Source organism: Dialister sp. (assembly GCF_047832375.1).
In the GTDB taxonomy this organism is placed as follows: domain Bacteria; phylum Bacillota; class Negativicutes; order Veillonellales; family Dialisteraceae; genus Dialister.
On the sequence record NZ_CP181256.1, the window covers coordinates 62,448 to 76,540 of the forward strand.

General features: G+C 54.0%; 10 protein-coding genes and 1 other annotated feature. Of the genes, 6 read left to right on the forward strand and 4 right to left on the reverse strand.

The features are described 5' to 3' along the window. The first annotated feature begins 4 nt into the window (after nucleotides 1-4). Genes ACFWUL_RS00260 through hypE form a run of 3 tightly spaced genes read left to right on the forward strand, consistent with a single transcriptional unit; the run spans nucleotide 5 to nucleotide 2,242 of the window. Nucleotides 5-226: a HypC/HybG/HupF family hydrogenase formation chaperone gene (locus ACFWUL_RS00260; protein ID WP_297023692.1), complete on the forward strand. Its 222-nt coding sequence runs from the start codon at nucleotides 5-7 to the stop codon at nucleotides 224-226. Beyond that, entirely contained in the window at nucleotides 223-1,257 is a 1,035-nt protein-coding gene (hypD, locus tag ACFWUL_RS00265) for a hydrogenase formation protein HypD (RefSeq protein WP_416177448.1), read from the forward strand. Before ACFWUL_RS00260 ends, hypD begins: the two co-directional genes overlap by 4 nt. A gap of 1 nt (nucleotide 1,258) precedes the next feature. Continuing rightward, on the forward strand, nucleotides 1,259-2,242 hold the full coding sequence (hypE, locus tag ACFWUL_RS00270) for a hydrogenase expression/formation protein HypE (protein ID WP_297023698.1): 984 nt from the start codon (nucleotides 1,259-1,261) through the stop codon (nucleotides 2,240-2,242). A gap of 296 nt (nucleotides 2,243-2,538) precedes the next feature. Here the strand turns inward: hypE and ACFWUL_RS00275 are convergent, their stop codons facing one another. Both ACFWUL_RS00275 and ACFWUL_RS00280 read right to left on the reverse strand, forming a co-directional pair. Continuing rightward, entirely contained in the window at nucleotides 2,539-3,897 is a 1,359-nt protein-coding gene (locus ACFWUL_RS00275; RefSeq protein WP_297023701.1) for an aminotransferase class III-fold pyridoxal phosphate-dependent enzyme, read from the reverse strand. Between the two features lie 265 nt (nucleotides 3,898-4,162). Further along, the gene (locus ACFWUL_RS00280) at nucleotides 4,163-5,083 is read right to left on the reverse strand and encodes an alpha/beta hydrolase domain-containing protein (protein ID WP_297023703.1); all 921 of its coding nucleotides are present in this window, start codon (nucleotides 5,081-5,083) and stop codon (nucleotides 4,163-4,165) included. A 237-nt stretch (nucleotides 5,084-5,320) separates the two neighbouring features. Here ACFWUL_RS00280 and ACFWUL_RS00285 point away from each other — a divergent pair, with 237 nt between their 5' ends. Continuing rightward, on the forward strand, nucleotides 5,321-6,385 hold the full coding sequence (locus ACFWUL_RS00285; RefSeq protein WP_416177449.1) for an iron-containing alcohol dehydrogenase family protein: 1,065 nt from the start codon (nucleotides 5,321-5,323) through the stop codon (nucleotides 6,383-6,385). A gap of 2,300 nt (nucleotides 6,386-8,685) precedes the next feature. Here the strand turns inward: ACFWUL_RS00285 and ACFWUL_RS00290 are convergent. Together ACFWUL_RS00290 and ACFWUL_RS00295 are read right to left on the reverse strand one after the other, a co-directional pair. Next, entirely contained in the window at nucleotides 8,686-9,489 is an 804-nt protein-coding gene (locus ACFWUL_RS00290; RefSeq protein ID WP_416177450.1) for a TIGR02452 family protein, read from the reverse strand. Between the two features lie 60 nt (nucleotides 9,490-9,549). After that, on the reverse strand, nucleotides 9,550-10,005 hold the full coding sequence (locus ACFWUL_RS00295) for a hypothetical protein (RefSeq protein WP_297019091.1): 456 nt from the start codon (nucleotides 10,003-10,005) through the stop codon (nucleotides 9,550-9,552). Nucleotides 10,006-10,338: 333 nt separating this feature from the next. On the opposite strand from ACFWUL_RS00295, the gene ACFWUL_RS00300 reads away from it, so the two are divergent. Both ACFWUL_RS00300 and ilvD read left to right on the forward strand, forming a co-directional pair. Next, on the forward strand, nucleotides 10,339-11,832 hold the full coding sequence (locus ACFWUL_RS00300; protein WP_416176748.1) for an ISLre2 family transposase: 1,494 nt from the start codon (nucleotides 10,339-10,341) through the stop codon (nucleotides 11,830-11,832). 269 nt (nucleotides 11,833-12,101) lie between these two features. After that, nucleotides 12,102-12,344, forward strand: a binding site (T-box leader). A gap of 84 nt (nucleotides 12,345-12,428) precedes the next feature. Beyond that, nucleotides 12,429-14,081: a dihydroxy-acid dehydratase gene (gene ilvD, locus ACFWUL_RS00305; protein WP_297019089.1), complete on the forward strand. Its 1,653-nt coding sequence runs from the start codon at nucleotides 12,429-12,431 to the stop codon at nucleotides 14,079-14,081. The last annotated feature ends 12 nt before the right edge of the window (nucleotides 14,082-14,093 follow it).

Here is a 14,093-nt window from a genome sequence, read left to right on the forward strand (position 1 = left end):
AACTATGTGTGTAGCCTATCCGGGCCGGGTGGTCAGCATTTCCGGCACCCATGGCATGGTGGATTTTTCAGGCACCCAGGTGCCGGTGAACCTGGCCATGGTGCCCGTGAAAATCGGGGACTACGTCCTTGTCCATGCGGGCATGGCCATCCAGATCGTGGAAAAGAAGGAAGCCAGGGACTGGATTTCCCTGTTTAAAGAAATCGAGGAGACCGAAAAGGAATGATAGAAAAAGAACTGGCCCGGTACCTCTCGTCCTACGACGGGCCGCCGCTCCGGCTCATGGAGGTCTGCGGCACCCATACGTCTTCCCTGTATCGAACCGGCATCCGGCAGATGCTGTCACCGAAGATTACCTTGCTCTCCGGCCCCGGCTGTCCGGTGTGCGTGACGCCGACGGCTTACATCGATAAACTGGTATCCTATGCCATGACGGATGGATACAAAGTCCTGGCCTTCGGGGACCTCCTGTCGGTGCCGGGAAGCCGGATGTCCCTTGCCGGTGCCCGGGACCGGGGAGGGCACGTGGATTTCCTGTACAATCCGGAAGATGCCTTCGCCCTGGCCGAAAAGGACAGGAACACCACCTTCATCCTGGGAGCTGTGGGATTTGAAACCACCGCCCCCATATGGGCCGATATGATCCATCGGTGCTTCGAAGAAAAAATCCCCAATATCCGCTTCCTCACGGCCCTGAAGACCATGCCGGAGGCCATGAAGATTCTCTCCGGCACCGGCCGCATCGACGGCTTCCTCTGCCCCGGCCATGTGGCGGTCATTACGGGGGCCCGGCCATTCCGGCGGCTGGCGGAAGAATGCGGGGAAACCATGGTGATCGGCGGCTTCACGGCGTCCCTGCTCCTGGGAGCCCTGTCCCGGCTGGTACTGGAGGCTTCCCAAAAGAAAAGGGGCCTCTGGAACGAATACCCCCAGGTGGTAACGGAAGAGGGCAATGAAAGGGCAAAAGCCCTGCTGTCGGAGGTCTTCACACCGGGAGATGCGGTGTGGCGGGGCATCGGAACCATTCCCGGTTCGGGCCTCTATATTTCTGAAAAATATAAATCCCTGGATGCCGGCAGCCAGGGCCTCACGGAAGACAAGATGCCTCCCGGCTGCCGCTGCGGTGAGGTGCTTACGGGCACCGTGACACCGGAAGAATGTCCCTGCTTTGGGAAAGCCTGCACCCCGGACCATCCGGTGGGGGCCTGCATGGTATCTTCCGAAGGGACCTGTTCCATTACCTATCGGGGAGGCTGACATGAAAATTGAACTGCGCCATGGATCCGGCGGCGAAGAAACGGGCCGCCTCATCCATGGAATTTTTGAAAAATACTTTTCCAATCCCATCCTGGACCGCATGGAGGATGGGGCGGTGCTGCCGGTGATGGAAGGACATCCGGTCTTCACCTCCGACTCCTTTGTGGTGGAGCCCCTGTTTTTTCCGGGCGGCGATATCGGCCGCCTTTCCATCTGCGGCACCGTAAATGATCTCGCCTCCATGGGGGCAAGGCCCCTGTATCTCACGGCCTCCTTCATCCTGGAAACGGGGCTCGATACGGAAATACTGGAAAAGGTGGTTTCCTCCATGGCCGCCACTGCCAAAGAAGCGGGGGTCTCTATCGTAGCGGGAGATACAAAGGTCATCGAAGGAAAGGGAGGTCTCTATATCAATACCGCCGGTATCGGAGAGAGAAGGAAGGACCTTTCCATTTCCGCCTCCGCCATGGAAGCGGGAGATGCGGTGCTTCTCACCGGTACCATGGGCGACCACCACGCCACCATCCTGACAGAACGGCTTCACATGAAGACGGACCTTCAAAGCGACTGCGCCCCCCTGAACGGGCTGGTACAGCGCCTCCTTTCCGCAGGCCTTACCATCCATACCATCCGGGATATCACCCGGGGCGGCCTGGCCACGGTGGCGGGAGAGCTGGCCGCTTCCTCCGGAAAGGCCATGGACCTCTGGGAAGAAAAAATCCCGGTGTCCCCGGAAGTGAAAGGACTGGCGGGCATCCTGGGACTGGATCCGCTCACCATGGGAAATGAAGGGAAAATGATCATCGTCCTTCCGGAAAAAGAAGCGGACCGAGCCCTTTCCCTCCTCCATGAAGATTCCCATGGAAAGAACGCCGCCATGGCAGGGACCATCAGAGAAGGAACCGGCGTCACCCTCATCACCTCCTTCGGCGGAAGGAGAAGGCTCCTGCCGCTCAGGGGAGAAGGACTGCCGAGAATTTGCTGAGGGGTGATGGGAAGAACCCGGTAGAGTCATCAGCATGGGGCTTCTGGCTCCTGGCTGCTGGCTTTCAGGAAAGCTGGCCTGCCTACGGCACGATTAACCGAGGTAAATATAGGGTAGGGAGCGCCGCAGGCGAATCGGTTTTTCTAGCAGCTAGAAGCTAAAAGCTGGCAGCTCCATGCTGATGACTCTACCCATCAGCATGCACACCATGCCCTTGGCAGTAGAGCGTTACCCCTTAGCTGCTTAAAAAATCCCGGGAAAATGATTCCTCATTTTCCCGGGATTTTTTTATCTCATTACCAGCCGTGGCGGTAATCGAAGACACCGTCCGGAATCTCTCCCTTTTCCAGCTCCGTCAGCGATTCATCGAGGATGGTGAAGGCTTTGTGGAGATTTTCGGAAGAAATATTGAGAGGCGGCTGTACCCGGAGCAGGTTCTCGCCCAGGGTGATGATGATGAGCCCCTTCTCGTAGGAACGGAAGCAGACTTTGAAGGTACCGTCACCGTCGGGGACCGCATTTCCCTTCCCATCTTTCTTCACGATGCCGATGGCCCAGGACATGCCCCGGCCCCGGTAGAAAGCCACCCGGTCCGGGTGCTTTTTCTTCAGGGTCTCCATTTCTTCTTTGATCTGGGTGCAGTTCCGCTGGTAGATGGACTGGAACTCCTCGGTCTGATAGTAGTCGAAGGCCGCATTGCCCGCCGCACAGGCGATGGCATTGCCGCCCAGGGTGAAGAGGTGGGCCGGTGCGGGGAGGCAGTCCATGATTTCCGCCCGGGCCATGAAGGCGCCAAGGGTGAGGCCGGCGCCGATGGACTTGCCCATGATGATGCCGTCGGGGATAATGCCGGGATAATTTTCGATGGCAAAGAAATGGCCGGCCCGCCAGAAGCCCTGCTGCACTTCTTCATCGATGAAGAGGATGCCGTGCTTCTTGCAGAGGTCATAGAGCTTTTTGAGGAAAATCGGATGGGCCGGAAGGATGCCTGCATCCCCCTGGATGGCTTCAATCACCACCGCCGCCACTTCTTCCGCCGGCATGTAGGTGCGGAAAGCGGTCTCGATATCTTTGGTGGCTTCTTTTTCTACGATTTCATCGGGCACATCTTCTCCGTAAAAGGGGAAATGGTAGATTTCCGGAAGGAAGGGTCCCATCTTCGCATGCATCCGGGTGGTGCAGGTGGTCATGGAGCAGGAACCGTAGGTATTTCCATGGTACCCGTTGATGAAGGTGATGATCTTCGTGCGGCCTGTGTAGGCCCGGGCAAATTTTACGGCCGCATCGTTGCCGTCGGAGCCGCAGTTGCCGAAGGCAATCTTCGCCTTCACGCCGCCGGGATATACAGAAGTCAGCTTTTCCGCATAGGAAATCATGGGTTCATTGTAGGAATAGGCAGCGGTGTACTGGGTGCACTTTTTGAGCTGCGCCTCAATGGCCTTTGTGAGGATGGGGTTCGAACTCCCCAGGTTCAGGGAAGAAGCACTGGTAAGAAAATCAATATATTCATTGCCGTCCACATCCTTCAGGATCTCCCCCTTACCGCTTTCCACGGCAAAGGGATAATAGGACAGGTGCTGGCAGGGAGCTACCACTTTTTCATCCCTGGCTACAAGGGCTAAACTTTTGTCTACTTTTTTCTGGATTTTGTACATAGTCTCCTCCGTACCAAATAAAAAACGAACAGAAAGAATCTCTCTGCCCACCGGAAAATGCCGCTTCAACAGAAAACAGCCGCAACCGGCAGCGCTCTGCAAAAGGGTTCTCCGCAAACCACTGTTATTGACAGTGTATAAAGAGCCGAGGTTATTGTCAAGTTGGCATAGGAAATCCGGTTGCTTTTATAGAAAAAGAAAAGAGTTGGGGAAGGGAAAACCTGCTGCAGGCAGACAGGTTTCCATAAACCTCAACTCTATTTTCTTACATACCCACAGTTTCGTCTAAAGGTTCCTGACAGAAGAGCTTCATGGCCCCTTCTGCCATTTTACCGCCCTCGTGGGCCGCACCATCGACCACTTTCAGCTGCCAGCGGAAAGGAACGCCCAATTCGGCAGCCCGGGCTTCGCAGAAGTGGAAGTAATTGTTACACCGCTCCATGCGGTTCTGCCCCTGGGCATCGGCTTCCGGCGTATCCCGGAATGGCTTTTCCCGGGAAATATCATTTCCGCCCATAAGCATAATGACCGGCCGGGAGAAAGCGCGTGCCAGGTCCCGGTCAGAGAGTGGAACCCCTTTGATACCGTAGGGATAGCATACCGTATCGTCGGGCATGGTGAACCAGCCGGAGTTGGCGCAGATAATGGCATCTACCGCAGGATGGCTGGCGAAGAGGGAATACCGGTGCATGAGCTGTCCTCCGGCGGAGTGGCCGAAAAGGAGGACCTTCCCCTTTGCCCTTGTGCGGCGTCGTACAGCAGCCACCACATGGTCGATGGCATCGAATGTCCAATCCTTCCGGGGCTGGATGTGCCCCTCTTCCCCTTCGGCGTCGGAAATGTTTCCTTCCTGGTACCACCGGGCGCCGGGGTATTTCTTCGTAGAAAATTCAGGGCAGGCGATGAGCATGTTGTATTTGACTGCCAGCTCTTCCAGATGCTTTTCAAACCGATCCGCCTTCCGGGTGTATCCGGGAAAAGCAATAAATACGGGCTGGTCCTCTGTCCAGGTGGCAGGACGGTAGTAGTAAACAGGAATGGCGTCTTTGCATGTCCCGCTCCGCTCTTCCAGAAAATAGGAACTTTCTCCTACGGGAAGGGACAGGTCCTCCTTTTTCCGGGGGAAAAGATAGGCAGTTACAGCGCCGATTGCCAAAGCGGCCAGGGCTTTTGAAAGTTTACCCAAATTAAAAATCTCCTTCGTGCAATGTGGAGGCACCGCCCCACGGGATGGGGAAGAAAGTCTGTTTCTTCCCTCCAATTGAAACATTATACCATGGTCCGGTAAAAAAGAAAGATGGAGATAATCGGTTGCACACAGGAACAGCGGAGAAAGCAGGACTTTTCTTCTCTTGCATCCCTTTTTCATCAGCCGTATAATAACGCCATCGGTACTTATGATTTCGAACAAAAGGAGCCATATATGAAGAGTACTTTTTTTCCACACTTTACCATAGGCGTCGATGCCTATGACGCCATTCCCTCCATCTGCGGCGACTATGGACATACGGCAGTCATTATTGGCGGCAATAAGTCCCGGGCTGCTGCGGAGCCCCTCATCCGTAAAGCCTGCGAAGGGCATATAGATATTTTGGGATCCTTCCTCTACGGTGATGATGCCACATTTGAAAATGCGGAAGCCTTGACGAAGATTCCGGAAATCCGGAAGGCGGACATGATTTTTGCTGTCGGCGGCGGACGGGCTACGGATACGTCCAAATGGGCCAGCCATCTCCTGAAAAAGCCGATTTTCACATTCCCCACCCTGGCATCGAACTGTGCTTCCGTGACGGCAGTATGCATCATGTACAACCCGGACCACAGCTTCAAGGGCTCCATTTACCGGGACCGCAATGCATACCACACGTTCATCAATACCGATGTCATTGCCCATTCTCCCAGGGAATATTTCTGGGCCGGCCTGGGTGATGCCCTGGCGAAGCAGTATGAAGTGCCTTTTTCTGCCCGGGGCATGGACCTTACCTGGGTCCAGCAGACGGGAGTCCGGAATGCCCAGAACGTAGCAGCGGGCATCCTGAAATACGGCAAGAAGGCCCTGGAAGCGGTGGACCGGCAGGAAGTGAATGAAGCCCTGGAACCGGCTATTCTTTCCATTATCGTAGCCCCCGGCATGGCCTCTGTGTGCATTGAAGACGACCTGGACTCCAGCCTGGCCCATGCCATCTACAACAGCCATACGAGAACGCCCCATAAGGGAACCCATCTTCACGGCGCCGTAGTGAACTACGGTCTCCAGGTCATGCTTACCATGGATGGCCAGCTGGAAGAGCGGGATAAGATTTATAACTTTGCGAAATCTATCGACCTGCCCCATTGTCTGGCGGATATCGGTATCGACCCGGCTCACCCGGATGAACTGGTGCAGAACTGCCTGCACACGAAGGATATGCGGGTAAAGCCCTATGACATTACCTTCGACATGGTATACAAGGCCATGATGGACCTGGAAAAACTGAATAAAGCCTGAGAGTCCAGGCACGTTAAAACCCCTTCACCGGATGGCAGCCGGTGAAGGGGTTCCTATTTTTGGAGTTTCGGAATAGTCTAGTCACAGGTACATCATGTATGTATCTGTGAGGAGGTGCACGGGAAAACCCGGCAGAGTCCGGAAAGGAGGAAACATTCCTCGCCCTGCGGCTGCTGCACCGGCAGCCCGGTATACAGGAAGGCATGGACCTGCTGAATTTGTCCGATTCACAGAAACACTGACCTCATGCGGGATAAGGAAACCGATGCCACACTCTGCAAAAGCTGGTCCTTCCACTTTCTTTATCCCTGGGCCCGCTACGTTCGGACCGTCCGGAATCGGAAACCGGAAAAAGGCTTTTTCCTTACCTTCTGTTAAAGGGACTCCGCCATCAAAACCCTGTAACAGTGAAACGGTTTTTTAAGCGGCAGGTTTCATGGATGCTTTTTCGAACGACCTCCCCTCCAGCCTGCGCTTGGCAGGGCGTCCGAAAATTGTCCGGGAAACCTCACAATCGAAATACTCGGAGGAAATACCTCATTAGCTTCTTTTTCCAATGCAGACTCTGGGGACCGGCTCCTTCAGATACCGGACAACGACACCGGCAGACAAACAGTCAGGCCCATCGCCACAGAAGGGAAAAGAAACTGCGTCACAGCATGGGAACACATACTCATTCACCATAACCTGTCTTTATTATACATCATTTGGACAGAAATTAAAGCCAATTGTTATCTATTTTGAAAAGGAAGGGTAAAAAATGCGGCTCCTGCGGGAGGAATGGGGCTATTGAAAAATTCTTTATCAGGTCATAAAAGAATGAAAATGTACTCAAATGGGCTGTTCAACCATAGGGCTATGGTTGGTAGGGAAGAGGGGAGTAAGGAGTGAACGTGGGGCGTAAAGGTTATATAGCGCCGCGGATAATACATTTAGCGCGAAACCGCTGGTCAAATCTGAATCGGACAGATTGTCGGATGGCAGGGGAGGAAACGGTGGGAGTAACTTTAACGAGAGCCCTCTCCGCCCTTCGGGCACCTCCCCCATAGATGGGGGAGGTCAATAATTGTGCGGCGGAGCCGTAAGGCGATGGAGGTTAGCTGATGGAAACGCCGCAGGCTGATCCTGTCTGACTTCTGACTGTCTGACCATCTGACTTCTAAAAGCAGGATAGAGAAAAACCCGGCATTCCCGAAAGCAAGAAAGATTTCTCCACTCGTCGAAGCTGTAGCGGTTGTTAACGGCAGAGTCATCTATCATGATCACACCGGTCGAAATGACAGGGACTGGTAAGGATATATTCTCAATATCGTTTTCTGAAAAGTGATGTCTATCCTCTCTCGTCATCTCGAGCGGTGGCAGGCGCCGGAATGGCGTAAAATATAAAAATCGAAAGTGAGAGAGAGTCGAGAGATCTCTCGGATAAAGGTCTCTAACGGTCTTACAACACCGACAATGGCTGCAAGCCCGGCATTCCCGAAAGCAAGAAAGATTTCTCCACTCGTCGAAGCTGTAGCGGTTGTTAACGGCAGAGTCATCTATCATGATCACACCGGTCGAAATGACAGGGACTGGTAAGGATATATTCTCAATATCGTTTTCTGAAAAGTGATGTCTATCCTCTCTCGTCATCTCGAGCGGTGGCAGGCGCCGGAATGGCGTAAAATATAAAAATCGAAAGTGAGAGAGAGTCGAGAGATCTCTCGGATAAAGGTCTCTAACGGTCTTACAACACCGACAATGGCTGCAAGCCCGGCATTCCAAAAAGCAAGAAAGATTTCTCGACTCCTCGAAGCTGTAGCGGTTCTTAATGGCAGAGTCATCTATCATGATCACACCGGTCGAAATGACGGGGACTGGTAAGGATATATTCTCAATATCGTTTTCTGAAAAGTGATGTCTATCCTCTCTCGTCATCTCGAGCGGTGGCAGGCGCCGGAATGGCGTAAAATATAAAAATCGAAAGTGAGAGAGAGTCGAGAGATCTCTCGGATAAAGGTCTCTAACGGTCTTACAACACCGACAATGGCTGCAAGCCCGGCATTCCAAAAAGCAAGAAAGATTTCTCGACTCCTCGAAGCTGTAGCGATTTTTGCATGTGGTGTCATCACGACGTTTGCCATCGCTCGAAATGACGGTCGGGTTTGGGAGTCAATTGATTTGGTGGCGCCGTAAGGCTACGGAGGTTAGCTGATGGAAACCCCACAGGCTGATTCAGCCTGACGTCTGACCATCTGACTGTCTGATGTCTCGCTTGCAGCAAAGCCGGTATTGGCCTGGGCCTGGCCCCTGAATCTCTTTCACCGGAACTGCCTCCGGAAGGCCTCCAGGTTTTCCGGGCTGCCGTAGATGGCGAAGGTGATGGTGTCGAAGAAACGGCGGTAGTTCTTTTCCACCAGGGCTTCGTAGAATTCATGGGCCACATCCTGGGGGTCATGGCGGAAGACGCCGCAGCCCCAGGCGCCCAGGGTGATGGTGTGGCAGCCGCTGGCGGCGAAAAGGGCGAGGAGCCGGAGAATCCGTCTCTCCATGATGCCATGAATGAGGGCAGGGGGCTCTTGCGCAGCGGGGCCTCGAAGGTCCACGGCGGACGCGGTGATGACAGAGGTTACCTTCGGCGGGCCAAAGAGGGCGTAGTCTTTTTCAGCGCTTTGGCGGAAGATTTCAACCCGGGGAGAGAAGACCATGGATTCGGAGCCGTAGATGCTTCTCTCCCTGTTGTTTTTTTCATAGAAGGGGGCGGCCATGGGACCGGTGAGGGAGGCGTAGAGGGTACTTTCCCGGCACAGGGCTTCTTCCTGGGATGAGGCGCCGTAGAGGTAGCCGCCGCCGGGAGTGAAGGCGTTCGCAAAGTTCAGGACTCCCTCCCCGGCGTGGTCCATGGTGTCCCCTTCCACCAGGACAATGCGGCCCGGCCGACGGGACCGGGTCTGTTCTATTTTCCCGGCCAGCCGGTCCAGCTCTTCGGGAGAAAAGCACCGGGCTTCCTGAAGCCGGGGAAGGGGAGAGAGGGAGAAGGTCCTGCCCCCTGCTTCATAGGTTCCTTTTTCCATGAGTTTTCTGTTTTCTTCGGCTGCCTGCCTGTTTCGTTCTATCCGGTCCATAGGAAAAGCCTCCTTTTCTGCTTTCATCATACGGCAGAAAAGGAGGCTTCTCAATGGTTTTTATTCGATCCAGCCCTTCAGTTTTTCCAGCAGCTTCCGGCAGGCCACGTCAGAAGCATGGTAGGCTTCTTCAAAGGTGGCACCGCCATAGGGATTCGCAATGCCCCCTTCGTAGCCGGCCTGGGCGGAGAGAAGGGAAATCTTATTGTCCACGTCGCCGCCCATGGTATTGAAGAGCCGGGGGTCCTGGGGATTGTCCATGAGGAAAATGTAGTTATACTGGTCGTAGGTTCCCCACTCCAGGGGCAGTGCTTCCTTCGGAGTGGAAGGGATGCCGTGGGCCGCCAGCACCTTCTGCCCTTCTTCACAGAGGGGTCCGCCCTTTTTTTCCAGTCTTGCGGAGGAAACGTAGATCCGGTCCTCCAGTCCCGCTTCTTTGATGAGCTGTTTCATAATGAATTCTGCCATCGGCGGTTCACCGCTTCCGGTGTGGGCTAAGAAAAGAAGTTTAATCATCAGGGTCCCTCCTCGGTTTAAATTTGGATTTGTCCTTATTATACCCTATTTCAGTAAAAGATAGGTAAAAGGGATAGCCCAATGAATTCGTCAGTTCCGATAAAGGGTACCGGCTTGCCTCCGGAAGTGGAGCGGCCCGGTGAAGCGGTTCTGCAGGAATCTGTAATCCGGACAGGGACAGAAGATTTTCGATTTTTATTAAAATAAAGAATCTTAGTGTAAAATGTTTCTCGGTAGAGGATTTCTCCCCTGCTGGATAGAAAAGGGAAGAGTCCCCTTTGATGGAAATGTTATAATTTCCTTGCAACAAATCAAAAGAAAGGACTCTTCCCAATGAGCATTTTATCAGAGAATATCGAACTTTTCAAACCTTTTATTCAGGAGGAAATTCTCAAGAGTATCAAGGACTCCAAGGATTCACTGGCCATGGAGCAGGTTCTCTGGCACCTCTTCACGGAACTCTTTGGCCTTCTTGTGGCGACGGCCTTCGAAATGATCGATGGCGAGCTGTATGAGAGGGTCTACAAGCCTCAGGGGTGGCGGATTTCCCGGCGGGATTCCAGAACCATATACTGCCTGTTTGGTCCTGTCACCTACAAGCGGAGGCGGCTGGAGATGGCCGGAAAGCAGGGATTTTACCCATTAGATAAGAAATTTGGATTTCTGCCTTCCCGTCACTATAGCATGGGAGTGATTCTGCGCATTGCCCAGGCTGCCCAGGTTACCCAGTTCCGTAATGTGAGCCATATCGTGAAAACTCTGACCCAGACGGATATTTCACATCAGACAGTTTCAAATCTCAGCCGCACTGCCGCCCAAATGGTTAGAAAATACGAAGCAGCAGATGCAGCCATGGAGCAGGCCGAGAAGAGAGTACCGGAGGACGGGCTGCTGGCTATTGAGGGCGATGGGATTGTAATGAAGCAGCAGGCGGACCCCGTCACCGATACCAAAGGCGGCCAGAACATAGAACTTCACCGAATCCAGGTCTATGAGGGCGTCGAGAAGAATGGAAAACGTTCGAGACTGACAGGGTACCACTGCTTCTCTGGAACGGATAGGAAAAGGCTGTTTGAACTCGTCAAGGTGTGGGTGCATGGCCGGTACAATCTGAGCGAGATTACAGTACTTTCCAACGGGGATGGCGGAGCAGGATATAATTTCGATGACTTCGACAATATTGTCGAGGGATGCAAGACACATTACCATTTCCGGGACAGATACCATGTGAATGAGAAAGTGCGGACCCGCCTCAGCTTCTGCCCACGTGGATTCATCGATAAATTCGTGCTTGAACTGAATAAGAGCAGAAATGTCATCACAGATATGAAGCCATATCTGGATACGGCTGCCAGCTACGCAGAAACAGAAGAACAGGCCGAGCAGGTACGGAGACTGGCAGACTATCTGAGCCGCAACGCCGACTATATCCCGGGCATCCGGGAGCGCGGAATCCGAACCGATATCCACCTGGGGGCAGCTGAAAGCGACCACCGACGCTATAGCTACCGTCTGAAAAAGCAGGGGCGCAGCTGGTGCAGGATAGGTATGGATTCAATAGGCACGCTGATTACTGCTACCCAGAATGACACTTTGGAAAAAGCCCTGATTTACTGTGCTGCAGGCAAAGCCTACAAGAAGATGGACCGGCAGATGCATAAGGCGGTCGTAGCAGCCGTAAAAACGAACCGCAAAGCCGCCAGGGACGCTAAATGGCACAGGAACGCACGGAATTACCGTCCCGGGTGCCTGGAAGGCCGTATAGGCGTATACGGAGCGACTTCAACTCCGATGGGCCAGCTTGCTAAAGCGATACAGATTTATTGAGAAAGCAGAGGCTGGGAAACCTGATAACATCGACTGTCAAATAAAGTACCGAGAAAACCTTGACACATACATAAAGAATTTCCCCTGTTGACAGGAGATTTCCGGCAGGCGTATAATCACATCAACTTCCAAAGAGAAAAGCCCTGGAAGGGAAATAGTAGTTTTTGCGGTCGGAGCAAAGAGAGCCGTGGATGGTGTGATGCGGTGTCCGGCGGAAGATGAAGTCGTCCCTGAGGTTCAGTGCCTAATTTATTTCGTGCTGAATATATCCAAAGCCCTGGAAGGGAAAGAGTAATTTTCTTCTGACAGATCATAGAGAGCCGGCGCATGGTGAAAGTCGGTATCTTCGGGAAAATGAAAATCATCCCTGAGGTTCAGTACTGAAATAATGGTAAGTGCTGACGTTTGTCCTGCGTTAACGGGAACGCGTATGTTGGTACGTTGACGAGTGTCTGTGGCAGTAATGGCACAGGAACAAGGGTGGTAACGCGGAATTTCTATCCGTCCCTCATTTTAAATAATGGGGGACGGATTTTTTTATTCCATTCCGGGTGACAGGAGCTTGAGAGGTAAGGAAGAAGAAAGGGGAAAAACAGATGAGAAGTGACATTGTAAAAAAGGGAGCGACCCGCTCCGCACATCGTACCCTGTTCCATGCTATGGGGTATTCCAACGAGGATCTGGCAAAGCCGATGATCGGCATTGTCAATTCGTTCAATGAAATCGTACCGGGCCACATGCACCTTCGGGAAATCGCGGAAGCCGTGAAACTGGGCGTCGCCGCTGCCGGTGGCACACCGGTGGAATTCCCGGCCATCGCCATCTGCGATGGCATCGCCATGGGCCACATGGGTATGAAGTATCCCCTGGCCAGCCGGGAACTGATCTGTGACTCCATCGAAGCCATGGCCAATGCCCACGCCTTTGACGGGCTCGTACTCATTCCGAACTGCGACAAAATTGTGCCGGGCATGCTCATGGCGGCAGGCCGCCTGAATATCCCGGCGGTGGTTGTCAGCGGCGGCCCCATGCTGGCGGGCCGGTGGAAGGGAAAGAACATTTCCGTAAGCACCATGTTCGAAGCGGCAGGAAAATTCGAGGCCGGTGAACTGTCGGCGGAGGAAATGGAACAGATGGAATTCCATGCCTGCCCGGGCTGCGGCTCCTGTGCCGGTCTCTTCACCGCCAATACCATGAATTCCCTCACCGAAGTGCTGGGCATGGGACTACCCGGAAACGGCACCATTCCGGCGGCCTACTTCGGACGGCGCCGGATGCTGGCGAAGAAAGCGGGCGAGGTGATCCTGGACCTGGTACGGCGGGATATCAAACCGAGGGACATTATGACCCTCGATGCCTTCAAGAACGCCATTGCCGTGGACATGGCCATCGGCGGCTCCACAAACACCGTGCTCCACCTGCCGGCCATCGCCCATGAAGCGGGGCTGGATCTGCCGCTGGACCTGTTCGATGAAATCAGCCGCAGGGCCCGGTACATCACGAAGATGAGCCCCGGCGGCACCTACCACATGCAGGACCTGGACGAAGCCGGCGGCATTTCTGCCATCATGAAGGAGCTCACGAAGCTGGGCCTCATCCATACGGACTGCCTCACCGTCACCGGCACCATCGGAGAGCGCATTGAACATGCGGAAATCGAAAACCATGAGGTTATCCATTCCGTGGACAATGCCTACATGAATAAAGGGGGCATTGCCATCCTGAAAGGAAACCTGGCACCCCATGGAGCGGTCATCAAGGAAAGCGCCGTGGACCCGGACCTTCTGGTCTACGAAGGCACGGCAAAATGCTTTGACTCCGAAGAAAGCGCCATCAAAGCCATTACAGGCGGAAAGATCCACGAAGGAGACGTGGTGGTCATCCGCTACGAAGGACCGAAAGGGGGCCCGGGGATGCGGGAAATGCTGAACCCCACCGCTGTCATTACCGGTATGGGCCTGAAGGTGGCGCTCCTCACGGACGGCCGGTTCTCCGGAGCCAGCCGGGGTGCCTGCATCGGCCACATTTCCCCGGAAGCCATGGAAGGCGGCCCCATCGGTCTCATCCATGACGGAGACCGGATTTCCATCGACATCCCCCAGCGGAAACTGGAACTTCTCGTGAGCGATGAGGAACTGGAAAAACGGAGAAAAGAATGGAAACAGCCGGAGCCAAAGGTAAAGACCGGCTACCTGTCCCGCTATGCCCGTCTCGTAACCAGCGCCAACACCGGGGCTGTATTGAAATAAAGGAGGAAATCC

Coding starts and splice junctions, on each gene's coding strand:
- ACFWUL_RS00260 (WP_297023692.1), top strand. CDS start 5: ATGTGTGTAGCCTATCCGGGCCGGGTGGTCAGCATTTCCGGCACCCAT.
- hypD (WP_416177448.1), top strand. CDS start 223: ATGATAGAAAAAGAACTGGCCCGGTACCTCTCGTCCTACGACGGGCCG.
- hypE (WP_297023698.1), top strand. CDS start 1,259: ATGAAAATTGAACTGCGCCATGGATCCGGCGGCGAAGAAACGGGCCGC.
- ACFWUL_RS00275 (WP_297023701.1), bottom strand. CDS start 3,897: ATGTACAAAATCCAGAAAAAAGTAGACAAAAGTTTAGCCCTTGTAGCC.
- ACFWUL_RS00285 (WP_416177449.1), top strand. CDS start 5,321: ATGAAGAGTACTTTTTTTCCACACTTTACCATAGGCGTCGATGCCTAT.
- ACFWUL_RS00290 (WP_416177450.1), bottom strand. CDS start 9,489: ATGGACCGGATAGAACGAAACAGGCAGGCAGCCGAAGAAAACAGAAAA.
- ACFWUL_RS00295 (WP_297019091.1), bottom strand. CDS start 10,005: ATGATTAAACTTCTTTTCTTAGCCCACACCGGAAGCGGTGAACCGCCG.
- ACFWUL_RS00300 (WP_416176748.1), top strand. CDS start 10,339: ATGAGCATTTTATCAGAGAATATCGAACTTTTCAAACCTTTTATTCAG.
- ilvD (WP_297019089.1), top strand. CDS start 12,429: ATGAGAAGTGACATTGTAAAAAAGGGAGCGACCCGCTCCGCACATCGT.